13 protein-coding genes are annotated in these 25,168 nt (G+C 64.4%); 9 read left to right on the top strand and 4 right to left on the bottom strand.

The annotated features are described in order from the left end of the window. Positions 1-9 precede the first annotated feature (9 nt). From treZ to glgX, 5 genes are all read left to right on the top strand, one after another. Positions 10-1,752 carry a malto-oligosyltrehalose trehalohydrolase gene (gene treZ / locus IAE38_RS15235; protein ID WP_201218179.1) on the top strand — a complete coding sequence of 581 codons (1,743 nt, stop codon included), beginning with the start codon at positions 10-12 and terminating at the stop codon, positions 1,750-1,752. Beyond that, on the top strand, positions 1,749-3,818 hold the full coding sequence (gene malQ / locus IAE38_RS15240) for a 4-alpha-glucanotransferase (protein ID WP_201218180.1): 2,070 nt from the start codon (positions 1,749-1,751) through the stop codon (positions 3,816-3,818). Before treZ ends, malQ begins: the two co-directional genes overlap by 4 nt. Beyond that, positions 3,815-6,589 (top strand): malto-oligosyltrehalose synthase, encoded by a 2,775-nt coding sequence (locus IAE38_RS15245; protein ID WP_201218182.1) that lies wholly within the window; start codon positions 3,815-3,817, stop codon positions 6,587-6,589. The genes malQ and IAE38_RS15245 overlap by 4 nt, the downstream gene beginning before the upstream one ends. A gap of 17 nt (positions 6,590-6,606) precedes the next feature. Beyond that, positions 6,607-6,927, top strand: coding sequence for a DUF2934 domain-containing protein (locus tag IAE38_RS15250; protein WP_033727916.1), 321 nt, complete (start codon positions 6,607-6,609; stop codon positions 6,925-6,927). Positions 6,928-7,054: 127 nt separating this feature from the next. Next, the gene (gene glgX / locus IAE38_RS15255) at positions 7,055-9,208 is read left to right on the top strand and encodes a glycogen debranching protein GlgX (RefSeq protein WP_201165151.1); all 2,154 of its coding nucleotides are present in this window, start codon (positions 7,055-7,057) and stop codon (positions 9,206-9,208) included. Positions 9,209-9,449: 241 nt separating this feature from the next. On the opposite strand, the gene glgB is transcribed toward glgX, so the two are convergent. The 4 genes from glgB to IAE38_RS15275 form a co-directional block, all read right to left on the bottom strand. Continuing rightward, positions 9,450-11,663: a 1,4-alpha-glucan branching protein GlgB gene (gene glgB, locus IAE38_RS15260; RefSeq protein ID WP_201218183.1), complete on the bottom strand. Its 2,214-nt coding sequence runs from the start codon at positions 11,661-11,663 to the stop codon at positions 9,450-9,452. Beyond that, positions 11,660-14,980 (bottom strand): maltose alpha-D-glucosyltransferase, encoded by a 3,321-nt coding sequence (gene treS, locus IAE38_RS15265; protein ID WP_201218184.1) that lies wholly within the window; start codon positions 14,978-14,980, stop codon positions 11,660-11,662. The genes glgB and treS overlap by 4 nt, the downstream gene beginning before the upstream one ends. 19 nt (positions 14,981-14,999) lie before the next feature. Next, positions 15,000-17,015 carry an alpha-1,4-glucan--maltose-1-phosphate maltosyltransferase gene (locus tag IAE38_RS15270; protein ID WP_201165134.1) on the bottom strand — a complete coding sequence of 672 codons (2,016 nt, stop codon included), beginning with the start codon at positions 17,013-17,015 and terminating at the stop codon, positions 15,000-15,002. A gap of 373 nt (positions 17,016-17,388) precedes the next feature. After that, a complete protein-coding gene (locus IAE38_RS15275; protein ID WP_201218185.1) occupies positions 17,389-19,071 on the bottom strand; it encodes an AMP-binding protein in 1,683 nt (560 codons plus the stop codon). A 193-nt stretch (positions 19,072-19,264) separates the two neighbouring features. Between IAE38_RS15275 and IAE38_RS15280 the strand changes: the two genes are divergently transcribed. From IAE38_RS15280 to IAE38_RS15295, 4 genes are read left to right on the top strand one after another with little or no spacing between them, the layout of a single operon-like run. After that, positions 19,265-20,428 carry an isovaleryl-CoA dehydrogenase gene (locus IAE38_RS15280; RefSeq protein WP_201165130.1) on the top strand — a complete coding sequence of 388 codons (1,164 nt, stop codon included), beginning with the start codon at positions 19,265-19,267 and terminating at the stop codon, positions 20,426-20,428. 19 nt (positions 20,429-20,447) lie between these two features. Then, entirely contained in the window at positions 20,448-22,055 is a 1,608-nt protein-coding gene (locus IAE38_RS15285; protein ID WP_201218187.1) for a carboxyl transferase domain-containing protein, read from the top strand. A 4-nt stretch (positions 22,056-22,059) separates the two neighbouring features. Then, entirely contained in the window at positions 22,060-22,875 is an 816-nt protein-coding gene (locus IAE38_RS15290; RefSeq protein WP_201218188.1) for a gamma-carboxygeranoyl-CoA hydratase, read from the top strand. Beyond that, positions 22,872-24,839 (top strand): acetyl/propionyl/methylcrotonyl-CoA carboxylase subunit alpha, encoded by a 1,968-nt coding sequence (locus tag IAE38_RS15295; protein WP_201218189.1) that lies wholly within the window; start codon positions 22,872-22,874, stop codon positions 24,837-24,839. Before IAE38_RS15290 ends, IAE38_RS15295 begins: the two co-directional genes overlap by 4 nt. Positions 24,840-25,168 lie beyond the last annotated feature (329 nt).

Consider the following 25,168-nt stretch of genomic DNA (forward strand, 5'->3'; position numbering starts at 1 on the left):
GGGTCGAAGATGCACAGGCATGGCGCACACTCACTGGACGCCACGTCGGCGCGCTTCGCCCTCTGGGCACCCGACGCGCGCAGCGTGAGCTTGGAACTGCAGCAACAACCCGGGGTTGAATTAAAGGCAGAGGCTGACGGCTGGTTTACCGTTGATGCATCTGCCAAACCCGGGGACCGCTACACCTATCGCATTGACGGCAAGCTGCAAGTGGCCGACCCCGCATCGCGCTTTCAGCCCGAGGGCGTTCACGGCCCAAGCCAGCTGGTGGATCTGGCTGGCTATGCCTGGCAACACACCTGGCAGGGCCGGCCTTGGCATGAAGCAGTCATTCAGGAAGTGCACGTCGGCGTGTTGGGTGGCTATGACGGCGTGGCACGCCAGCTGCCACGCATGGCCGCAACCGGCATCACCGCTATCGAGCTGATGCCCGTGGGCGAATTCCCGGGCACCCGCAACTGGGGCTACGATGGCGTGCTGCCCTATGCGGCGCAGCACACCTACGGCACCCCCGAGCAGCTGTGCAGCCTGATCGACCAGGCCCACGGCCATGGCCTGATGGTGATGCTGGACGTGGTGTACAACCATTTCGGCCCGGACGGCAACTTCCTGCATGCCTACGCTGGCCCCTTCTTCCGTGAAGACCGCCAGACCCCCTGGGGCGCGGCCATCGACTTCCGCCGCCCGGAAGTGCGCGAGTACTTCATCCAGAACGCCCTGATGTGGCTGTGCGACTACCGCTTCGACGGGCTGCGCCTGGATGCCGTGCACGCCATCGACCAGCCCGACTTCCTGGTTGAACTGGCCCGTCGCGTACGCGAGGCGGTGGAGCCTGGCCGGCAGATTTGGCTGGTGCTGGAGAACGAGCACAACCAGGCGTTTCTGCTGGAGCAAGGCTTTGATGCGCAGTGGAACGATGACGGCCATAACGCGCTGCATGTATTGCTCACGGGCGAGACCGAAGGCTATTACGAAGACTACAAGCACCAGCCGATCAACAAGCTGGCCCGGTGCCTGAGTGAGGGCTTTGTCTTCCAGGGCGAACCCAACCGCCATGGCCAACCCCGCGGCGAACCGAGCGGGCACCTGCAACCCAGCGCCTTTGTGCTGTTCCTGCAGAACCACGACCAGATCGGCAACCGGGCGATGGGCGAGCGCCTCACCCGCCTGGCACCGCCTGCCGCGCTGCGGGCTGCCACGGGGTTGCTGTTGCTGAGCCCGATGATTCCGCTGCTGTTCATGGGCGATGATGACGGCAGCCGTGCACCGTTCCTGTTCTTCACCGACTTCCACGATGAGCTGGCTGACGCCGTGCGCGAAGGCCGTCGGGGCGAGTTCGAGCACTTCGCCGCGTTTGCCGACCCGGAACAACGGGCGCGCATCCCCGACCCCAATGCCCGGCAGACCTTCGATGACTCGCGGCCCGATGCACAGGATGTGCTGGCGGGCTGGCACGGGCTGTACCAGCAGTTGCTGGCGGTACGTCGCCAACAGTTGATGCCGCGCCTGCCCGGCACCCGTGCTCTGGGTGCGGAAGTATTGGCAGACAAGGCACTCAGCGCCCGCTGGCAGCTGGGTGATGGCAGCACGCTACGCATCGACCTTAACCTCTCCGAGCAGCCGCTGACGTTGCAAGCGCCGCCTGCCGGGGCCTGCCTGTTCGACAGCGGCGACACGGCTCACCCGGGCTCTGCCCTTTCCCCTTACAGCTGCGTGGTCACCTTGCTGCCCGCTGGCCAGGAGGCGCCATGAGCGAAACCTTGCTCCATAAACTGGCCAGCGCAGCCGGGTTGGCACGCGACTGGGTCGATGCCAACAACAAGCCGCAGCAAGTCAGTGATGACGTGTTGCGCCAGGTGCTTGAAGCGCTCGGCCATGCCGCGGCTGATGACGCGCAGGTTCGCGAAAGCCTGGCAGACCTCGAGCAAAGCGACGATGCCGACCATGTGCCCCCGTTGTTGACTGCAGACCAGGGCGAGCCGCTCGACCTCTCACGCTATTTTGCCAGCGGCGCAGCAGTGCGCTGTGAACTGGAGGACGGCAACCAGACGGAACTGGCGCTGGACGCCGATGCCCGGCTGCCTGGCACCCTACCGGTGGGTTACCACCAGCTTGAGGTGTCAGGGCATGCGCTCACGCTGGCCGTGGCGCCGGCCGGGTGCCTGTCATTGCACGAGGTAGCCGAAGAAGCCCCTGCACGCTGCTGGGGCCTTTCAGCGCAGCTCTACAGCCTGCGCCGCCCCGGCGACGGCGGCTATGGCGACTGCCTGGCCCTGGAACAGCTGGCCCGCAGCGCCGCCGAGCGCGGGGCAGATGCACTGGCCATAAGCCCTATTCACGCGTTGTCCGCCTTCGAGCAGGAGCACTACAGCCCCTACTCACCCTCCAGCCGCCTACTGCTGAACACCCTGTACGCCAGCCCAGCCGCCATCCTGGGGGAGCGCGCTGTAAGGACGGCCATCGTCAGCAGCGGGCTTGAGCAGGCACTCGAAGCGCTGGAGCAGGAACCGCTGGTGGACTGGCCACGGGCAGCCGACTTCCGTTTCCAGCTGCTGCGTGCGCTGTACAAGGATTTTTGCCAGGGCGACCACCCCCTGCGCGCCGATTTCGAAAGCTTCCGCGACGACGCCGGCGAAGCGCTGGAGCATCACTGCCGCTTCGAGGTACTGCAAGCCAAGGCGGTGGACGAAGGCCTAGGCGCCGACTGGCGCAAGTGGCCAGCCGAGTGGCGCGACCCGTATCACCCGAGCGTGCAGAGCCTAGCCGAAAGCTACCCGTCCAGCGTGGAATTCCATGCGTTCTGCCAATGGCTGACCGAGCGCAGCGTGCGCCGTGCTCAACAGGCCGCCACAGGCAACGGCATGGTCATCGGGCTGATTGCCGACCTGGCGGTGGGGGCCGATGGCGCCGGTAGCCAGGCCTGGAGCCGCCAGGACGAATTGCTGGCCAACCTCACCGTGGGCGCGCCGCCCGACATCCTCAACCGCGCCGGCCAGGACTGGGGCATTTGCGGGTTCTCACCCGAGGGCCTGAAGCGCAACGGCTACCGCGCCTTCATCGAAATGCTCAGGGCCAACATGGCCAACGCCGGCGGCCTGCGCATCGACCACGTCATGGGCCTGCGCCGGCTGTGGTTGATCCCCCGTGGCGCCAAGCCCAGCGAAGGTGCCTACCTGAATTACCCGCTGGAAGACCTGCTGCGGCTGCTGGCGCTGGAGTCGGTGCGCAACCAGGCGGTCATCCTGGGCGAAGACCTGGGCACAGTGCCGGACGGGCTGCGCGAAGCCTTGGCGGCCAAGAATGTGTTGGGCATGCGTGTATTGCCGTTCGAGCAAGCCTCGCCCGGCAAATTCACACCCATCATGGACTGGCCCGACGATGCCCTGGCCACCACCGGCACCCACGACCTCGCCCCCGTGGCCGGTTGGCTGCAGAACCGCGATATCGACTGGAGCCACCGCCTGGGGCTGGTCGATGCCGCCACCGAGCAACACTGGCGCGCCGACCGCCAAAAGGAACACGACGGCCTGCGCCGTACGCTGGAAACCAACTATGGCCCGCTTGAGGACACCTCTGCCGTGATCGATGCCGCTATCCGTTATGTAGGCCATACCCGCGCACCCCTGGTACTGGTCCCGCTCGAAGACCTGCTCGGCCTGGACGAACAGCCCAATATGCCCGGCACCACCGATGGCCACCCCAACTGGCGCCGCCGCTTTGCCCTGCCCGCCGACCGCATGCTGGACGATGCAGACGCCGCACGGCGCCTGGAGCTGCTGGCTCAGGCCCGCGAGCAAGCCTGGGAGCGCGACCGATGAAGCCGCTTACCGCCACGCTGCGCCTGCAGTTTCACAGCGACTTCACCCTCGACCACGCCCTGCCGCTGGTGCCCTACTTCGCCCAGCTGGGCATCAGCCACCTGTACGCATCGCCCCTGCTGAAAGCCCGCGCCGGGTCGCGGCACGGCTACGATGTGGTCGACCCTACACAGGTAAACCCGGAACTGGGCGGTGAGGCTGCCCTGGAGCGCCTGGTGGCCGCTTTGCGCCAGCACGGCATGGGGCTGATCGTAGACACGGTATCCAACCACATGGCCGTGGGCGGGGCCGACAACCCGTGGTGGCAGAGCCTGCTGGCCTGGGGCCGGCGCAGCCCCTATGCCGAATTCTTCGATATCCAGTGGCACTCGGCCGACCCATTGCTGGCTGGCCAGTTGCTGCTGCCGTTCCTGGGCAGCGACTACGGCGTGGCCCTGAAAGAGGGCGAGATCCCGCTTGAATTCGACAAGGCTAACGGCGTACTCCAGATTGCCCATTACGAGCACCGCTTCCCGATTTGCCCGGTGGACTATGGCTGGATCCTGGCGCTGAGCCCGGACCCGGCGCTGGCAGCACTGGCTGAGCACTTCACCGCTTTGGGTGACTCGGCTGCACCTGTTGAAGAGGCCCTCCCCCTGCAAGCCGAGCTGGCGCGCCTGGTGCGCGAAGGTGCCGACCTGGAGTCGGCACTGGTGGCCTTCGACAGCCGCAGCGAAGCGGGCTTCAAGCGCCTGCACCTGCTGCTGGAACGTCAGACCTATCGCCTGGCCAGCTGGCGCACAGCAGCGGACGACATCAACTGGCGGCGTTTCTTCGACATCAACGAACTGGGCGGCCTGCGGGTCGAGCGCTCCGTGGTGTTCGAAGCCACCCATGCCAAGCTGTTCAAACTGATCGAGCGCGGCTTGGTGGACGGCCTGCGCATCGACCACATCGACGGCCTGGCCGACCCACGCGGCTACTGCCGCAAGCTGCGCCGCCGGGTCACCAGCCTGATGGCCAGCCGCCCGCCGCAGGCGTCGCTTGAGCACTTCCCCATTTACGTGGAGAAGATCCTGGGCGTGGATGAGCACCTGCACCGCGACTGGCTCACCGACGGCACCACCGGCTACGAGTTCATGAACCAGGTGTCGCTGTTGCAGCACGACCCCGCCGGCGAAGCGCCGCTGACGGAACTGTGGGCGAATGTGAGCGAGCGCCCGGATTACGCCGAAGAAATCCGCCTGGCGCGGCACCTGGTGCTCAACGCCAGCCTGGCCGGTGACTGCGAGTCGGTGGCCCAGGCATTGTTGCAGGTGGCGCGCAACGACCTGATGACCCGCGACCTGTCCCTGGGCGCTATCCGCCGAGCGTTGCAAGCACTGGTGGCGCACTACCCAGTGTACCGCACCTACTTCAACGCCTGCGGCAGGCCGGCTGAGGACGAGGGCTTTTTCCAGCAGGCCCTGGAAGGCGCCCGACAAGACCTCAGCGAGGCAGACTGGCCCTTGCTGGAGCAAATGGAGAAGTGGCTGGGTGGCGAAGGCTGGCGCCAGCTGCCGCCAGGGCGGGCACGCAAGCAACTGCGCCATGCCTGTGTACGCTTCCAGCAACTGACCGCCCCCAGCGCCGCCAAGGCCGTGGAGGACACCGCCTTCTACCGCAGCGCACGCCTGCTGTCGCGCAACGATGTGGGCTTTGAAGCCGAGCGCTTTAGCGCACCGCTGGACGACTTCCACAACGAAGCGCAGCGGCGCTTGCGGGACTTCCCCGATAACCTGCTGGCCACGGCCACCCACGACCATAAACGCGGCGAGGATACCCGTGCCCGCCTGGCGGTGCTCAGCGAACGGGCGCCCTGGCTTGCCAGCCGCCTGGAGCACTGGCGCGAGCTGGCCGAGCCGCTGCGTGAGCCGCTGGACGACGGCGTGGCCCCCAGCCCCGGCGACGAGTACATGCTGCTGCAAACCCTGCTGGGCACCTGGCCCCTGGGCCTGGATGTGCATGACCACCAAGGCCTGGAGCAGTACGCCGAACGGGTTCGTCAATGGCAGCAGAAGGCCCTGCGCGAGGCCAAGCTGCGCAGCAGCTGGAACGCACCCAACGAAGCCTATGAAGCCAGCTGTGTACGCTACCTGGATGGCCTGCTGCTGAACGACGACCACCTGCAGCTGCGCAAGTCTGTGGCGGATGCCGCGCAGCTGATCAGTTGCCCCGGCGTGCTCAACAGCCTGGTGCAGACCCTGATGCGCATGACCGTGCCTGGTGTGCCCGACCTGTACCAGGGCAACGAGTACTGGGATTTCAGCCTGGTCGATCCAGACAACCGCAGGCCGGTGGATTACCCGGCGCGGCGCGCCTCGCTGACCGACAATGCGCCGCTGCCCGAGCTGCTGGCTAACTGGCAGGACGCACGGGTCAAACAGGCATTGGTTGCGCGTGTGCTCGACTGCCGCATGGCTCACCCTGAGCTGTTCCGCCGTGGGGCCTACCTGCCGCTTGCCGTGCAAGGCAAGCACGCCGACAAGGTAGTGGCATTCGCCCGCCTGGGGGACAGCGAACGGGCGGTGATCATTGCCCCACGCCTGGCCAGCTCGCTGCTAGGCACGGCTGCGACGCCCCTGATCCCAGCTCAGAATTGGGACGATACGCGGGTAATTCTGCCGTTTGCCTTTTCCCCTGCCAACTCGACTGGACTTTTCGGTGCAAGCGTTGTCAGCCCTGTAAGAGAGTTGAAGTTAAGCGCCGTACTTTCCGAGTTTCCGGTCAACGTGTTGATCGAACACAACTAGCATTCAGGAGCGTCACGATGAGTGTCAACGATAAGCGGATACGCGAATTTGCCTACCAGATCTGGGAGTCGGAGGGGAAACCGGAAGGCCACGAAGAGCGCCATTGGGAAATGGCGCGCAAGCTGGCCGAAGCGGAGGCCCTGGCCCCCGATGCGAAAGCCAAGGGCAAGGCCAAGCCTGCACCCAAGGCCAAACCCGGGGACAAACCCGCTGCCAAGCCCAAGGCAGCTGCGGCGCCCAAACCACCGGCCGACCCCAAGGTTGCAGCGCTGCCTGCAGGCGACAAGCCTGCCGCTGCCAAAAAACCTCGCGCTGTGAAAAAACCCACCGCGAGCTGAGCCTTCAACGGTTCTGCCGCTGGCAGGCAGCCACTGACCACGAGCGATTCGTGAACCAGGCCTGTCGGCGGCAGAGGCGTAGCAATACCCACACTATCCAGCCCTATACGGCCATTCGAGGATTGCCATGAGCCCGCGCACCCCAAAGAAAACCCGCTCCGTTGCACCATCGCGCATTCGCGAAGGCTTACCGTTCCCCCTCGGCGCCAACTGGGATGGCCTTGGCGTCAACTTCGCCATCTTCTCGGCCAATGCCACCAAGGTTGAACTGTGTATTTTTGACGCCTCTGGCGAGAAGGAACTCGAGCGCATCGAGTTGCCGGAATACACCGACGAGATCTACCACGGCTACCTGCCCGACGCTCACCCTGGGCTGGTTTACGGCTACCGCGTACATGGCCCCTATGAGCCGGAAAACGGTCACCGCTTCAACCCCAACAAGCTGCTGATCGACCCCTACGCCAAGCAGCTGGTGGGCGAACTGAAATGGTCCGAAGCCCTGTTCGGCTACACCATCGGCCACCCCGATGGCGACCTGTCGTTCGATGAGCGTGACAGTGCCCCCTTCGTGCCCAAGTGCAAGGTAATCGACCCGGCCTTCACCTGGGGCCGTGACCAGCGCGTGCAAACCCCATGGGACCGCACCATCGTCTACGAGGCCCACGCCAAGGGCATCAGCATGCGCCACCCGGCAGTGCCCGAGAAGCTGCGCGGCACCTTCGCCGGCCTTGCCAATGACGAGCTGCTCAAGCACATCAAGGACCTGGGCGTTTCCAGCATCGAACTGCTGCCCATTCATGCCTTCGTCAACGACCAGCACCTGCTGCAGAAAGGCCTGAACAACTACTGGGGCTACAACAGCATCGCCTTCTTCGCCCCGCACCCGGCGTACCTGGCCAGTGGCAAGATCGCCGAATTCAAGGAAATGGTCGCGCACCTGCATGATGCCGGCCTGGAGCTGATTCTGGATGTGGTCTACAACCACACCGCCGAAGGCAACGAGATGGGCCCCACGCTGTCGATGCGCGGCATCGACAACGCCTCGTACTACCGCCTGATGCCGGACAACAAGCGTTACTACATCAACGATTCCGGCACTGGCAACACCCTGGACCTGAGCCACTCCTGCGTGCTGCAGCTGGTCACCGATTCGCTGCGCTACTGGGCAGGCGAGATGCACGTCGATGGCTTCCGCTTCGACCTGGCGACCATTCTTGGCCGCTACCACGACGGTTACAGCGAACGCCACAGCTTCCTGGTGGCTTGCCGCCAGGACCCACTGCTGCGCCAGGTGAAGCTGATCGCCGAGCCCTGGGACTGCGGCCCTGGGGGCTACCAGGTGGGTAACTTCGCGCCGGGCTGGGCAGAATGGAACGACAAGTTCCGTGACACGGTGCGGGCCTTCTGGAAAGGTGACGAGGGCCAGTTGGCAGACTTTGCAGCGCGCATGACGGGCTCTGGCGACATGTTCAACAACCGCGGGCGCAGGCCGTACTCGTCGGTGAACTTCATCACCGCCCACGACGGTTTCACCCTGCGCGACCTGGTGTCGTACAACGAGAAGCACAACGAAGACAACGACGAGAACAACCAGGACGGCACCAGCAACAACGTGTCGTGGAACTGCGGCGCCGAGGGCCCCACCGAGGACCCGGAAATCAACGCCCTGCGCATGCGTCAGATGCGCAACTTCTTCGCCACCCTACTGTTTGCCCAAGGCACGCCGATGATCGTGGCGGGGGACGAGTTCAGCCGCACCCAGCATGGCAACAACAACGCCTATTGCCAGGACAGCGAGATTGGCTGGGTGAACTGGGACCTGGATGACGAAGGCCAGGCCCTGCTGACGTTCGTCCGCCGCCTGACCCGCCTGCGCCTCAAATACCCCGTGCTGCGCCGCTCGAGCTTCCTGGTGGGTGACTATAACGAGGCCATCGGGGTGAAGGATGTCACCTGGCTGGCGCCGGACGGCAACGAGATGAACGTGGAGCAGTGGGAAGACCCGAATGGCCGTTGCCTGGGCATGCTGATCGACGGCCGTGCCCAGGTCAGCGGCATTGCACGGCCGGGTGCCGAGGCGACGGTACTGCTGATCGTCAACGCGCACCATGACACGGTGCAGTTCAAGCTGCCGACCGTACCTGAGGGCAACCACTGGGGTTGCGTGATCGACACTGACCGGCCGGAGCTGCGTAAAGCGCAGCAGCTGGAATTCGACAGTACGTTCGATGTGACCGGGCGTTCGGTGGTGTTGATGGTGTTGGAGCGCGAAGAGGAGTAAGGCCAGGTCGCGGCTGGGGGTTTTGCCGTGGCGTATGCGGTGCTTGAGAGACCGAGCGCCGCCTGCGCGGCGCATCGCGAGCTATGCTCGCTCCTACGTTTTGTTGGGCCAATTAAACTGCCCTAGAACTGCCGTAGGAGCGAGCGCAGCTAGCGATGCGCCGCGCAGGCGGCGCTCGGTCTCACAAGCGCCGCATCCGCCACGGCTATCACCTCCCGGCCCAAACTTGAATAACCTGCACCTACCGAGCAGGCCTCATGATCAGCACGCCCAATGGCGGCAAGTTCAGCGCCAGCGACAGGGGTTGCCCGTGGCTAGGCGTTTTTACACTCTCCACCGCCCCCATGTTGCCTATGTTCGAACCCGCATAGGTCTCGGCATCACTGTTCAACAGCTCCTGCCAACGCTCGCCGAACGGCACGCCAACGCGGTAACCCTCACGTGGCACCGGCGTGAAGTTGGCCACCACCAACACAGGCTCCCCTTCGCTGCTCCAGCGCAACCAGGCAAACACGCTGTTTTGCGCGTCATCCCCGATCAACCACTGGAAGCCCTGCGGCTGGCAGTCCTGTTCGTGCAGCGCCGGCACCTCGCGGTACAGGCGGTTAAGGTCGCCGACAAGGCGCTGCACACCCTGATGCTCCGGGTACTGCAGCAGGTACCAGTCCAGCTCGGCATCGTGGTTCCACTCCCGCCACTGGCCAAACTCACAGCCCATGAACAGCAGCTTCTTGCCCGGGTGTGCCCACATGTAGGTCAGGTAGGCGCGCAGGTTGGCGAACTTCTGCCAACGGTCACCCGGCATCTTGTCGATCAGCGACCGCTTGCCGTGCACCACTTCGTCATGGGAGATCGGCAGCACAAAATGCTCGGAATAGGCATACACCAACCCGAAGCTCATTTCGTTGTGGTGGTGGGCGCGGTGCACCGGGTCGTTCTGGATGTAATGCAACGTGTCATGCATCCAGCCCATGTTCCACTTGTAACCGAAGCCAAGGCCGCCTTGTTCAATCGGCTGGCTGACCCCGGGCCAGGCGGTGGATTCTTCGGCGATGATCAACGCGCCGGGCGCTTCATGGGCCGCCACACCGTTGAGGTGGCGGATGAAGTCGATGGCCTCCAGGTTCTCACGCCCGCCATGACGGTTGGGCACCCACTCCCCCGCCTTGCGCGAATAGTCGCGGTACAGCATCGACGCCACGGCATCCACCCGCAGGCCGTCGATATGGAAGTGCTTCAGCCAATGCAAGGCCGACGCCATCATGAAGCCGCGCACTTCGTTGCGCCCCAGGTTGTAGATGAGGGTGTTCCAGTCCTGGTGGTAACCTTCCAGCGGGTTGTCGTACTCGTACAGCGCCGTGCCATCGAAGCGGGCCAGGCCATGTTCGTCGGTGGGGAAATGCGCAGGCACCCAATCCAGAATCACGCCGATGCTGGCCTGGTGGCAGGCATCGATGAACGCGGCAAAATCTTCAGCCGTGCCATACCGCGAGGTGGGTGCGAACATGGACAGCGGCTGGTAGCCCCAGGACCCGCCAAACGGGTGTTCCATGATCGGCAGCAGCTCGATGTGGGTAAAGCCCAACTGCTGCACATAGGGCACCAGGCGGTCGGCCAGCTCGCGCCAATTGTAGTAGCGGCCTACCTCACCCGCCTCGTTCATCTCGCAGCGCCATGAGCCGGGGTGCAGTTCATAGATCGACAGCGGCGCGCCGTAGGCATGGCGCTGGGCGCGCTCGCCCATCCACTGCTGGTCGCCCCAAGCATGGCCCAACGGCCCTGCCACCTTGGACGCCGTGCTCGGTGGCAACTGCGTGGCGCGCGCCAGCGGGTCGGCCTTGAGCGGCAGAATGCCGCCCTTGCCCAGCACTTCAAACTTGTACGTTTCGCCCACACCCAGGCGCGGGATGAACAACTCCCACACGCCGGCCTCGTGACGCAGCCGCATCAGGTGGCGGCGCCCGTCCCAGTTGTTGAAGTCGCCCACCACGGACACGCGACGGGCATTGGGCGCCCACACCGAGAAGTTGACGCCGTCTACCCCATCCACCTGGGTGGGCTGGGCACCGAAGCGCCCGGCGAGGTCGCGGTGGTTGCCCTCGGCGAACAGGTGCAAATCCATCTCGCCCAGTTGCGGGCCAAAGCTGTAGGGGTCTTCAGTGACCTGCTCGCCGCCGGCCCAGCCGATCTGCAGCTGGTAGGGCTGTGCCTTTTCGAGGTGCGTGGTGAACAGGCCAGGCAGCGAACCTTGCACCATTTCAGCCAGCACTTGGCCGCCCTCGCGGGCCACTACACGGGCGCTGAGCGCGTCGGGCAGGTAGGCCCGCACGGTCAGCCCGCCTTTTGCATCGCCGTGAGGCCCAAGTACCGCAAAGGGATCGGCGTGCTCGGCGCGAGCAAGGGCATCCAGGTCCCGTTGCCGAAGGCCGCCGTTATCACGCGTTGAAACGTTCATTCTGACTCTCCCCAGGTACTGATCAGTCCATGCAGACCATGCAAAGGCACGGCCAGCCAGCTTGGACGGTTTTCGGCTTCATAAGTTATTTCGTAGGCAGCTTTTTCCAGGCAGAACAGCTCCAGCGCGGCACGCTCGCCGTCAGCCTGTTCCCAGGCGTGGGGCATGGCTGCGGTCGCCAGCCCGTAGGCTTCGATGAACGCATGCCGCGACTGATGCAGATAGTGCCGTGCCACGCGCTGCCGGGCCTGCCGCGCCGCGTCGGAAAGGTCCACGCCAGAGGCGCTGCGCAAGATCATCGCAGCAGCATAGTCGAAGGATCGCAACACGCCGCTCACGTCCTTGTACGGGCTGTGCTTGGCACGGCGTTCTTCCAGTGGACGGGACGGTTCACCCTCGAAGTCGATCAGGTAGGCGTCACCCTGCACCACCAGTACCTGGCCCAGGTGCAGGTCCCCGTGCACGCGCATCAACAGGCCGCCCTGGGCCTTTTGCGTGAGCGCCTGGATATGCTGGGCCAGCCCGTCACGCTGCTGTTGCAGGTCGTCCACCAAGGCTTGGCTGTCGCTATCGAGCTTGTCGCGGTGCTGGGCCAGCAGGTCCAGCGCGTGGGTCAGCTCGGCGCTTATCTGCGTGCTCCAGCGCGCGCTGTCCTGCCCGTCGCTGGGGCGTGGAGTGAAGGCTTCATCCGCTGTTGGGGCGGCTAGCAGCAGGTGCATTTCGCCCAAGCGTTGGCCAAGCAGCGCAGCGAACCCACTGAGCTCGGTCAGGGCGTCGGTGTGCGAATCGGCCTCGTTACTGGTGGGCTGCATCTGGTCGCGAATGGCGCGCTCCAGGGTGTTCTGGGTCCAGGCCCAGGCATCGCCCTGGTTGCTGAGATAGCCCTGGGCAATCATCAGCAAATGCGGCGCGCCCTGCTCGTCCACCCGGCTGACCCATGCCAGCAACGGGGAGATGTTGGCGAAGCCTGCAGCAGTCAGGTAGGCACTCATTTCCAGCTCGGGGTGGATGCCGGCATTGACCCGCCGGATCAGTTTGAGCACCACCGCATCACCCACCACCACCGAGCTGTTGGACTGCTCGGCACTGAGGTAGCGCACCGGGCTTTCATCGTGCAGGCCAAGGCCAGCCAGTTGCTGGGTGTGCTCGAAGCGCAGCTCCCCCTGGCCGCTGCCGCAGGGTAGGCGCACGCCTTCTGCGCAGGCTTTGAGCACTGCGCGGATGAACGGCTCCAACACGAACGCGTCGGTAATCAGCCCTACCTGATGAGCACGGCGTACCCGTGACAGCGCCAGCTGTTGGGGCAGTGCGCTGTTGATCTGGTCTTCGGGCAGCAGGCCGAACGGCAACTGGTAGCGGTGGGTGACGCCATCGCTCTCTACCTCGATTTCACTCAGCAGCACCGGCACGCTGGCGTTCGCCAGGCGTATACCGTAGCTCAGGCGAATAGCATCGATAGGCCCTTCCTTGCCGGCGAACCAACGCCGCTTGGGCAGGTACTGGGGCAAAATCGACGTTTGCAGGGTGTCGCGGGAGGGGGCCTCGAGCAGCTCCTCCATGCGTTTGCGCAGCACTAAAGTAGTCAATTCGGGTAACCCCTCGGTGGGCTGTATGTGCCAGCTGGGCATGCGGTCGTGGGAGGCCAGCAGGAACCAGTAAAAGCCATAAGGCGGCAGGGTGAGCAGAAACGGCAACTGGCCGATGGGCGGGAACGCGCTGCCGCCCAGCATCTCCACCGGCACCATGCCCGCGTACTGGGCCAGCTCAAGCTCGGCCGCCTGGGCGGCGCGGGATACGTTGGCCACGCACAGCACCACTTCGGCAGTGCCATCGGCGTCGGTGTATTCACGGATGTACGCGAGAATGCGCCGGTTGCTGGGCGTGAGGGTGCGGATGCTGCCACGGCCAAACGCCTTCTGTTGCTTGCGCACGGCCAGCATGCGGCGCGTCCAGTTCAACAGCGAATGCGGGTCGTGGCCCTGTGCTTCCACGTTCACCGTCTGGTAACCGTACAAAGGGTCCATGATCGGTGGCAGCACCAGGCGCTGGGGGTCGGCGCGGGAGAAGCCGCCGTTGCGGTCGGGCGACCACTGCATGGGCGTACGCACGCCGTCACGGTCACCCAGGTAGATGTTGTCGCCCATGCCCAGCTCGTCGCCGTAATACAGCGTGGGTGTACCCGGCATCGACAACAGCAGGCTGGTGAGCAGCTCGATACGCCGGCGGTCGCGCTGCAGCAACGGCGCCAGGCGCCGCCGGATACCCAGGTTGATACGCGCTCGCCGGTCTTCGGCGTAGTAATTCCACAGGTAGTCCCGCTCACGGTCGGTGACCATCTCCAGCGTCAGCTCATCGTGGTTGCGCAGGAAGATTGCCCATTGGCAGTTGGCGGGGATTTCCGGCGTCTGGCGCAAAATATCGGTGATCGGAAAACGGTCTTCCATGGCCAGCGCCATGTACATGCGTGGCATCAGCGGAAAGTGGAACGCCATGTGGCATTCGTCGCCTTCACCCTCGCCAAAGTAAGGCCGCGTATCCTCCGGCCATTGGTTGGCTTCGGCCAGCAGCATGCGGTCGGGGTAATTGGCATCGATCTCGGCACGGATCGCCTTCAGAACAGCATGGGTTTCCGGCAGGTTTTCGTTGTTGGTGCCGTCGCGCTCAATCAGGTAAGGGATGGCGTCCAGGCGCAGGCCGTCTACGCCCATGTCCAGCCAGAAGCGCATCACCCCGATGACCGCCTTCATCACCTGTGGGTTGTCGAAGTTCAGGTCGGGCTGGTGCGAGTAGAAGCGGTGCCAGAAGTACTGGCCGGCCACAGGGTCCCAGGTCCAGTTGGATTTTTCGGTATCGAGGAAGATGATGCGGGTGCCGTCGTACGTGTGCTCGTCATCCGACCACACGTAGAAGTCCCGCGCCTTGCTGCCGCGCTTGGCATGCCGGGCCCGCTGAAACCACGGGTGCTGGTCGCTGGTGTGGTTGATCACCAGTTCGGTGATCACCCGCAAGCCGCGCTTGTGGGCCTCGGCGATGAACCGCCGGGCGTCGGCCAAGGTGCCGTAGTCCGGGTGCACCGCCTTGTACTCGGCGATGTCGTAGCCATCGTCCCGCCGCGGCGAGGGGTAGAACGGCAGCAGCCACAGGGTGTTGACCCCTAGGTCGGCAATGTAGTCGAGCTTGCCGATCAAGCCGGCGAAATCACCGATGCCATCATTGTTGGCGTCGAAGAACGACTTGATGTGCAACTGGTAGATGACCGCGTCCTTGTACCACAGCGGATCATCGATGAACGCTTGCGGGCGTGCACGCTTGGCCATGTGCGGCTCCTGTCCCTGTTCAGGCTTTGCTGATGCGCCAGATACCGAAAGGCTGATGCGAAGGGTCGATGCGCATCCACTGGGTTTTGCCGTACCACGACCAGCGGTGACCATTCATCAGGTCTTCGCCGTGGCTCTCTGCATCGTCGCCCAGGCCCAGCTCCCACAGCGGCAGCTCGAAATGCGCCTCCTGGACGTTGTGCGGGTCCAGGCTGATGGCGACCAGGATATAGTTGTCGCGCTGGGGTGTGCGCTTGGCGAAGTACAGGATGTTGTCGTTCCAGCAATTGAAGAACGCCACACCCAGGTGGGTTTGCAACGCCGGGTTCTGCCGGCGAATGCGGTTCAGCCGGGCGATTTCCGGGATGATATTGCCAGGCTGGCTGAAGTCCCGCGGGCGAATCTGGTACTTCTCGGAATCCAGGTATTCCTCCTTGCCTGGCAAGCCGGCAGCTTCGCACAGCTCAAAACCCGAATACATGCCCCACAGCCCCGAGCCCATGGTCGCCAACGCTGCGCGGATGAGGAAGCCCGCCCTGCCGTTCTGCTGCAGGAAGAACGGGTTGATGTCCGGCGTATTGACGAAGAAGTTGGGCCGGTAGCACTGGCTCCACGGCGGCTGGTTGAGCTCTTCGAAGTATTCGCGCAGTTCTTCCTTGGTGTTGCGCCAGGTGAAGTAGGTGTAGCTCTGGGCATACCCCACCTTGCCCAGCCGCGCCATCATGGCCGGCTTGGTGAACGCTTCGGCCAGGAACAACACGTCCGGGTACTCGCGCCGCACATCGGCGATCAGCCATTGCCAGAACGGCAGTGGCTTGGTGTGCGGGTTATCGACGCGGAAGGTTTTCACGCCCTCTTCAACCCAGCCGATGATCACATCGCGCAACGCCGTCCAAAGGCCAGGCACGGCGTCGGGGGCGTAGAAGTCGACATTGACGATGTCCTGGTATTTCTTCGGCGGGTTTTCTGCATAGCGGATAGTGCCGTCGGGGCGCCAGCTGAACCAACCGGGGTGTTGGGTAAGCCAGGGGTGGTCTTGGGAGCACTGGATGGCGAAGTCCAAGGCGATTTCCAGGCCATGCTGGGCCGCCGCCGAAACCAGCCTGCGGAAGTCTTCACGGGTACCCAGTTGCGGATGGATAGCCTCGTGGCCGCCGTCGGGGCTGCCGATGGCATACGGGCTGCCAGGGTCGCCGGGCAGCGCTTGCAGCGAGTTGTTACGGCCTTTGCGGTGCTGTTTGCCGATGGGGTGAATGGGCGGGAAATACAGCACATCGAAGCCCATGTCGCGGATCATCGGCAGCCGTTGATGCACATCGTCGAACGTGCCGTGGCGCTCTGGGTCGTCGGTGATCGACCGCGGGAACAGCTCATACCAGCTGGCGAACTGCGCTGCCGGGCGGTCCACATCCAGCGGGTATTCACAGCTGCGGGTGAGGTAGCTGCGGTGCTCGGCAGCGGCCATCAGCTGGGTGGCCTCGTCACCCAGCAGCAGTGCCACCTGCTCGTCCTCCGGCAACCCTGGCAACCGGCCCTGCAACGCTTGCAACTGCTCGCGCAGCGCACCGGTGCTCAGCTCGATGCCTTTGCCCAGCAGCAGCCTGCCCTCTTCAAGCTCCAGCTTGATGCCGACAGCTGCATTGAATTTTTTCTCGAGGTCGTAGCAAAAGGTGGCGTACGGGTCTATCCAAGCCTCGATGGTGAACACATGCGGGCCGATTTCAGTGGGGGTGAACTCTGCCAGCCACAGGTCGTTGCCAGGGGATGTCATGGGTACGCTGTGAATGCGTCGGCTGCCTGCCTGGCGCCAGTTCAGCACCACCGCCATGCGGTCGTGGCCGTCGGTGAACACCTTGCTGCTGACCGCAACAGGCTGGTTGCTGATGGCCTTGGCTGCAAATGCGCCGCCATCAAGCACCGGCTGGGTCGCCTCGATGGCGATACGTGGGGCCATCAACGCCTGGGACAAGCTGATGCCCTGGTCGTGTGGTTGATCGGCCGTGGACACGCTTTCGAAGGGCTCATTCAAAGACATCAGGCCTTGCTCCCCTGGGCTGTTGGCGGTAAGGGTTCAGAGCCGGGGCAGGCGTCGGGGTTCAAAAAAAGTGAGCCGATGCCAGGTGCCGGTGGTCGTAATAGTCAGTACGTGTCCGTTCACCCATGCGAGGTAGGCCATGAGCATTCCAACGCCACCGGAAACCCCGGATCCGAATATAGACGACCCTTCGCTTCCACCGCCCGTACCTGAAAAAGACCCTGAAGACCTACCGGTCAAACCGACCGAGCCACCAACCGTAGGCGACCCGCCCGACCAGGAACCGCCAATGAAGGTTTAACGCTAGCCCAGAATTGTTACATGCTGCGGGCCCCACCAGCGCGATTGCCGCGCCGGGGCCCAGCAGCCACTCCTAGTCTTTGGCGCCGCTCCCTATCTCGGCCACGCTAATCTCACGCATCTTGAACTTCTGCACCTTACCCGTCACCGTCATCGGGTACTCCTCCACAAAGCGGATATGGCGTGGCACCTTGTAGTGCGCAATACGCGCCTTGCACCAGCTTTGCAGTTCTTGCGCCGTCGCGCTGTGCCCCGGGTGCAGCTTGATCCACGCCACAATCTCTTCACCGTAGCGGCTGCAGGGGATACCGATGACCTGCGCGTCAGCCACGGCCGGGTGTGTGTAGAAGAACTCTTCCAGCTCACGCGGGTAGATGTTCTCGCCCCCGCGAATGATCATGTCCTTGTTGCGCCCAACGATGCGCACATACCCCGCCTCGTCCATCACCGCCAGGTCGCCCGAATGCATCCAGCCGGCCGCATCGATGGCATCTGCCGTGGCCTGGGGGTTTTCCCAATAGCCCAGCATCACGCTGTAGCCACGGGTGCACAGTTCGCCGATCTCGCCACGGGGCACCACGCAGCCTGCTGCGTCTATCAGCTTGTTTTCCAGCTGCGGCTGGGTGCGGCCAACGGTTGTCACGCGCAGTTCCAGTTCATCGTCCGGGCCGGTCTGCAGGGACACCGGGCTGGTTTCGGTCATGCCGTAGGCAATCTGCACCTCCACCATGTGCATCTGGTCGATCACCCGGCGCATCACCTCGATCGGGCAGGTGGCGCCGGCCATGATGCCGCTGCGCAGGCTGGACAGGTCCATGCCTGGGCGGGCCGGGTGGTCGAGCATGGCGATGAACATGGTGGGTACGCCGTACAGGATGGTGCCCTGCTCTTCGGCCACGGCGCGCAGGGTAAGCTCGGCATCGAAGGCATCGCCCGGGTAGACCATGGTGCTGCCATGGGTGATGCAGCCCAGGTTACCCATGACCATGCCGAAACAGTGGTACAGCGGCACCGGGATCACCATGCGGTCCTGTTCGGTCAGGCCCAAGCTCTCGCCGACCATGAAACCGTTGTTCAGGATGTTGTAATGGCTGAGCGTGGCGCCCTTGGGTGCCCCGGTGGTGCCAGAGGTGTACTGGATGTTCACCGGCTGGTCGAATTGCAGGCTTTGCTGGCGCGCCGTGTACGCCTGGGCAGTGACCTGCTGCGCCCAATCAGCCAAGGCATGCCAAGGCAGGAAGCCCGCTGGCGGGTTGCTGGCCAGGCTTACCACCCCACGCAGCGCCGGCAAACGCTCACACGCCAGCTTGCCCGTAGGCGCGTTGGCCAACTCCGGCGCCAGTGCCTGCACCATGGCGTGGTAGTCCGAGGTTTTGAACGCATCGGCACAGACCAACCAGCAGCAGCCGGCTTGGCGCAGCACGTATTCGAGTTCCGCCACCCGGTAAGCCGGGTTGACGTTGACCAGAATGGCCCCGACCTTTGCGGTGGCTATTTGCAGGATGCACCACTGCGCACAGTTGGGTGACCAGATGCCGACGCGGTCGCCGGTGGCTACGCCCAGTGCCATCAAGGCCCGTGCGTGCGTGTCGACTTGCTCGGCCAGCTGCTGCCAGGTGTAACGCAGCCCCTGGTGGCGCGAGACCAGCGCCTCCCGGCCAGCGCAGCGGGCGACCGTGGCATCGAAGGCCTGGCCGATGGTGTGGGTCAGCAGCGGGCGGTCCTGGCGACCACGGGTGTAGCTGGGTTGGTTCATGGGTGTCCCTTCTTGTGATTGTTCTGGGCACGGCGGATGAAGACGCCGATACTGTGGCGCAGATTTACGTTAACGTAAAGGTCACTTACACATTGACAGCCCACAGCACCAAGTTTACGTTAACGTAAAGGTGAAACAGCCACCTGGGCTGCAACAGTCAAACCCTCATTCAAGAACAAGAAGGTGCCCCAGCATGCATTACCCCACCCTGAACTTCGCCCTGGGCGAAACCATCGACATGCTCCGCGACCAGGTCAGCACCTTCGTCGCCGCAGAGCTGGCACCGCGCGCCGCCCAGATCGACCACGACAACCTGTTCCCGGCTGACATGTGGCGCAAGTTCGGCGACATGGGCCTGCTGGGCATCACCGTGCCCGAAGAATACGGCGGATCCGGCCTGGGTTACCTGGCGCACGTGGTTGCAATGGAAGAAATCAGCCGGGGCTCAGCGTCGGTGGCGCTGTCTTACGGCGCCCACTCCAACCTCTGCGTGAACCAGATCAACCGCAACGGCAACCCCGAACAGAAGGCCAAGTACCTGCCCAAGCTGGTGAGCGGTGAGCACATCGGCGCCCTGGCAATGAGCGAGCCCAACGCCGGCTCTGACGTGGTCTCGATGAAACTGCGCGCAGACAAGCGCGGCGACCACTACGTGCTCAACGGCAGCAAAACCTGGATCACCAACGGCCCAGACGCCAACACCTATGTGATCTACGCCAAGACCGACCTGGACAAGGGCGCCCACGGCATTACCGCATTTATCGTGGAGCGGGACTGGAAAGGCTTTAGCCGCAGCAACAAGTTCGACAAGCTGGGCATGCGCGGCTCCAACACCTGCGAGCTGTTCTTCGATGATGTGCAGGTGCCTGAAGAAAACATTCTGGGGCAGCTTAACGGTGGTGTGCGGGTGCTGATGAGCGGCCTGGACTACGAGCGCGTGGTGCTGTCGGGCGGGCCCACCGGCATCATGCAAAGCTGCATGGACCTGGTTGTGCCCTACATTCACGACCGCAAGCAGTTCGGCCAGAGCATCGGTGAATTCCAGCTGATCCAGGGCAAGGTTGCCGACATGTACACCCAGCTCAACGCCAGCCGCGCTTACCTGTATGCCGTGGCCCAGGCCTGCGACCGTGGCGAAACCACGCGCAAGGACGCTGCCGGCGTCATCCTTTACACCGCCGAGCGCGCCACGCAAATGGCCCTGGAAGCTATCCAGATTCTGGGCGGCAACGGTTACATCAACGAGTTCCCGGCCGGGCGCCTGCTGCGTGACGCCAAGCTGTACGAGATTGGCGCTGGCACCAGCGAGATCCGCCGCATGCTGATTGGCCGCGAGCTGTTCAACGAAACCCGCTGAGCATAAGGGACGAGCGTACATGGCTACCTTGAACACCCAGATCAACCCGCGTTCAGCGGAGTTTGCCGGTAACACCGCGGCCATGCTTGAGCAGGTAACAGCCCTGCGCAGCCTGCTGGCCCAGGTTGCCCAAGGCGGCGGCCCGAAAGCCCAGGAGCGGCACACGTCGCGGGGCAAGTTGCTGCCGCGTGACCGTATCGATCGCCTGCTGGACCCAGGCTCACCGTTTCTCGAGATCGGCCAGTTGGCGGCCCATGAGGTGTATGGCGAGGACGTGCCGGCAGCAGGCGTGATCGCCGGCATCGGCCGCGTCGAAGGCGTTGAATGCATGATCGTGGCCAACGACGCCACGGTGAAAGGCGGCTCGTATTACCCGCTGACGGTAAAAAAGCACCTGCGCGCGCAAACCATCGCCCTGCAAAACCGCTTGCCGTGCATCTACCTGGTGGACTCGGGCGGCGCCAACCTGCCCCGCCAGGACGAGGTGTTCCCCGACCGCGAGCACTTTGGCCGTATCTTCTTCAACCAGGCCAACATGAGCGCCCTGGGTATCCCGCAGATCGCCGTGGTGATGGGCAGCTGCACGGCAGGCGGCGCCTATGTGCCGGCGATGGCCGACGAAGCGATCATGGTGCGCCAGCAGGCCACCATCTTTCTCGCCGGCCCACCGCTGGTAAAGGCCGCCACCGGTGAGGTGGTGAGTGCTGAAGACCTGGGCGGGGCCGACGTGCATTGCCGCACCAGCGGCGTGGCCGACCATTACGCCGACAACGACGAGCACGCCCTGGCCCTGGCCCGCCGCAGCGTGGCCAACCTCAACTGGCACAAGCTGGGCAAGCTGCAGCGCCTGGCACCCGTGGCCCCCTTGTACGCTGCCGATGAGCTGTACGGGGTGGTACCTGCCGATGCCAAGCAGCCCTTCGATGTACGTGAAGTGATCGCCCGGCTGGTGGATGGCTCGGTATTCGACGAGTTCAAGGCCTTGTTCGGTACCACCCTGGTCTGCGGCTTCGCCCACCTGCACGGCTACCCGGTGGCGATACTGGCCAACAACGGCATCCTGTTCGCCGAAGCTGCGCAAAAAGGCGCGCACTTCATCGAACTGGCCTGCCAGCGCGGCATTCCGCTGCTGTTCCTGCAGAACATCACCGGGTTCATGGTGGGCAAAAAGTACGAAGAAGGCGGCATCGCCAAGCACGGTGCCAAGCTGGTAACTGCCGTGGCCTGTGCCGAGGTGCCCAAGTTCACGGTAATCATCGGCGGCAGCTTTGGGGCGGGCAACTATGGCATGTGTGGCCGCGCCTACGACCCACGCTTTCTGTGGATGTGGCCTAACGCACGCATCGGCGTGATGGGCGCCGAACAGGCCGCTGGGGTACTGGCGCAGGTGAAGCGCGAGCAGAGCGAGCGCAGCGGCCAGGCCTTTACGACGGACGACGAAGCCAGGCTCAAACAGCCCATCCTCGACCAGTACGAGCACCAGGGTCACCCCTACTACTCCAGCGCCCGCCTGTGGGACGACGGGGTAATCGACCCGGCGCAAACCCGCGAGGTACTCGGCCTGGCGCTGTCGGCGGCCTTGAACGCCCCCATCGAACCGACCCGTTTCGGCATTTTCCGGATGTGACCCCATGCGCGAATTCAGCACCGTGGAAGTGCTCCACGACCCCCGCGGCTTCGCCACCCTGTGGCTCAGCCGCGAAGACAAGAACAACGCCTTCAATGCCCTGATGATCCAGGAGTTGATCGCGGCCCTTGGGCAGCTGGCCGAAGATGCCCGCCTGCGTTTTTTGCTTGTACGTGGCCGTGGCCGGCACTTCAGCGCCGGTGCCGACCTGGCCTGGATGCAGCAGTCGGCGCAACTGGACTTCGACACCAACCTGCAGGACGCCCATCAGCTGGGTGAACTGATGTATGCCTTGCAACGCCTCAAGGTGCCGACCCTGGCGGTGGTACAAGGTGCTGCGTTTGGCGGTGCCCTGGGCCTGATCAGTTGCTGCGACATGGCAATCGGCGCCGAAGACGCCCAGCTGTGCCTTTCCGAGGTGCGCATTGGTCTGGCGCCGGCCGTTATCAGCCCGTTCGTGGTCAAGGCCATGGGCGAGCGTGCCGCCCGCCGCTATGCGCTCACCGCCGAGCGCTTCAGCGGCGCAAGGGCCCGGGAGCTGGGCCTGTTGGCCGAGGTGTACCCCGCCGACGAACTGGATGCACAGGCTGAGGCCTGGGCCGGCAACCTGCTGCTGAACAGCCCCCAGGCCCTGCGCGCCACCAAAGACCTGCTGCAGGAAGTGGACGCCGGCCAGCTTACCCCTGCCCTGCGCCAATACTGTGAAAACACCATCGCCCGCATTCGCGTGAGCGCCGAAGGCCAGGAAGGCTTGCATGCCTTTCTGAAAAAACGCCGCCCCGCCTGGCACACCCATGACACCAAGGAGCCGCGCCCATGAGCCGCCAAGCCTTGACCACCCTGCTGGTCGCCAACCGTGGCGAAATCGCCTGCCGGGTGATGCGCACCGCCAAGGCCATGGGCCTGACCACGGTCGCGGTGCATAGCGCCACCGACCGCAATGCCCGCCACAGCCGCGAGGCCGATATCAGCGTTGACCTGGGCGGCAGCAAGGCCGCTGACAGTTACCTGCAAATCGACAAGCTGCTGGCTGCGGCAAACGCCAGCGGGGCCCAGGCCATCCACCCGGGCTACGGCTTCTTGTCGGAAAACGCAGGCTTTGCCCGGGCCATCGAAGAAGCGGGGCTGATCTTCCTGGGCCCACCGGCCAGCGCCATCGATGCCATGGGCAGCAAGTCTGCCGCCAAGGCGCTGATGGAAACCGCAGGCGTGCCCCTGGTGCCGGGTTACCACGGCGAAGCCCAGGACCTGGACACCTTCCGCACCGCGGCCGAACGCATCGGCTACCCGGTGCTGCTCAAGGCCAGTGCCGGGGGCGGAGGCAAAGGCATGAAGGTTGTAGAGGACCAGAGCCAGTTGGCAGACGCCCTGGCATCGGCGCAGCGTGAAGCCCAGTCGTCATTCGGCGATGCTCGCATGCTGGTGGAAAAGTACGTGCTCAAACCCCGCCACGTCGAGATTCAGGTGTTCGCCGACCAGCACGGCAACTGCCTGTACCTCAACGAGCGTGATTGCTCCATTCAGCGCCGCCACCAGAAGGTGGTTGAAGAAGCTCCCGCCCCAGGCTTGCCCGCCGAGCTGCGCCGCGCCATGGGCGAAGCGGCCGTGCGCGCGGCCCAGGCCATCGGCTATGTGGGTGCCGGCACGGTGGAGTTTCTGCTCGATGCCCGTGGCGAGTTCTTCTTCATGGAGATGAACACCCGCCTGCAAGTAGAGCACCCGGTCACCGAGGCTATCACCGGGCTGGACCTGGTGGCCTGGCAAATTCGAGTAGCGTGCGGTGAACCGTTACCCATCACCCAAGACCAGGTGCCGTTGATGGGCCATGCCATCGAGGTGCGGCTGTACGCTGAAGACCCGACCAACGACTTTTTGCCTGCCACCGGCACCTTGGCGCTTTACCGCGAGTCCGCCCCCGGCCCGGGCCCGGGCCGGCGCGTGGACAGCGGCGTGAGCGAGGGCGATGAAGTGTCGCCGTTCTACGACCCGATGCTGGGCAAGCTGATCGCCTGGGGCGAAGACCGCGAGCAGGCCCGTTTGCGCCTGCTGGCCATGCTCGGCGAGTTCGCCATTGGCGGGGTCAAAACCAACATCGCCTTCCTGCAGCGCATCCTGGCCCACCCTGCGTTCGCGGCGGCGGAGCTGGACACTGGCTTCATTGGGCGGCACCAGGAGGTTCTGCTCCCTGAGGCCACGGCGTTGCCAGAGGCCCTGTGGGAGGCGGCCGCTGAAGCCTGGTTGCTGAGCGATGCCGCCCGCGTTCGGGAGGACGACAGCCATTCCCCTTGGGCCGAACGCAGCGGCCTGCGCCTGGGCCTGCCGCCTTGCAGCACCCTGCACTTGTGCAGCGGCGGCCAGCGCCAGGCCGTAACGGTGCAGCACAGCGCGCCCTCTGCATGGCAATTGCAGGGGGACCAATTGGTGCATGACCAGGCGGGGGTGCGTCGCCAGCACCTGGCTATCCGCCGCGGCAACACGCTGTACCTGCGCTGGGCGGGCGAGGTGCATACCGTGTCGGCCGTCGACGCCATTGCCGAAGCCGAGGCCAGCCACGGCCACCAGGGCGGGCTGGGCGCGCCCATGAACGGCAGCATCGTGCGCGTACTGGTCACCCCCGGCCAGCAGGTTACGGCAGGGACTGCACTGGTGGTGCTGGAGGCCATGAAGATGGAACACAGCATTCGCGCGCCCCATGACGGCACGGTGAAGGCATTGTTCTGTGAGGAAGGCGAGATGGTGAGTGAGGGGGCGGTGCTGGTGGATCTGGAGGGTAGTGGTACGTGAGGTGGATGGGGGGCGAGGTGCTTGTTTGTTTCTGCGCAAATCCCCGGGCCATTGACGCGACCACTTTGGGCATGACGCGGTAACGCGCCGTATGAAAAAGGCGTGACTGGCCCGAAACACCGTAGGAGCGAGCAAAGCTCGCGATGCGCCGCGCAGGCGGCGCTCGATTTCACAGGCGCAAACAACGTTACGGCGAACACCTTCCATCCCCACCGCAGAGGAAGGCTTGACCTCGGGTTTAAATCGCATAAGGGCCGCCAGGTGCTCGCCGCGACAGGGTCTGCGCCTATGAGACCGAGCGCCGCCCGCGCGGCGCATCGCGAGCTGCG

It is taken from the genome of Pseudomonas sp. S32, assembly GCF_016648095.1.
GTDB lineage: Bacteria > Pseudomonadota > Gammaproteobacteria > Pseudomonadales > Pseudomonadaceae > Aquipseudomonas > Aquipseudomonas parafulva.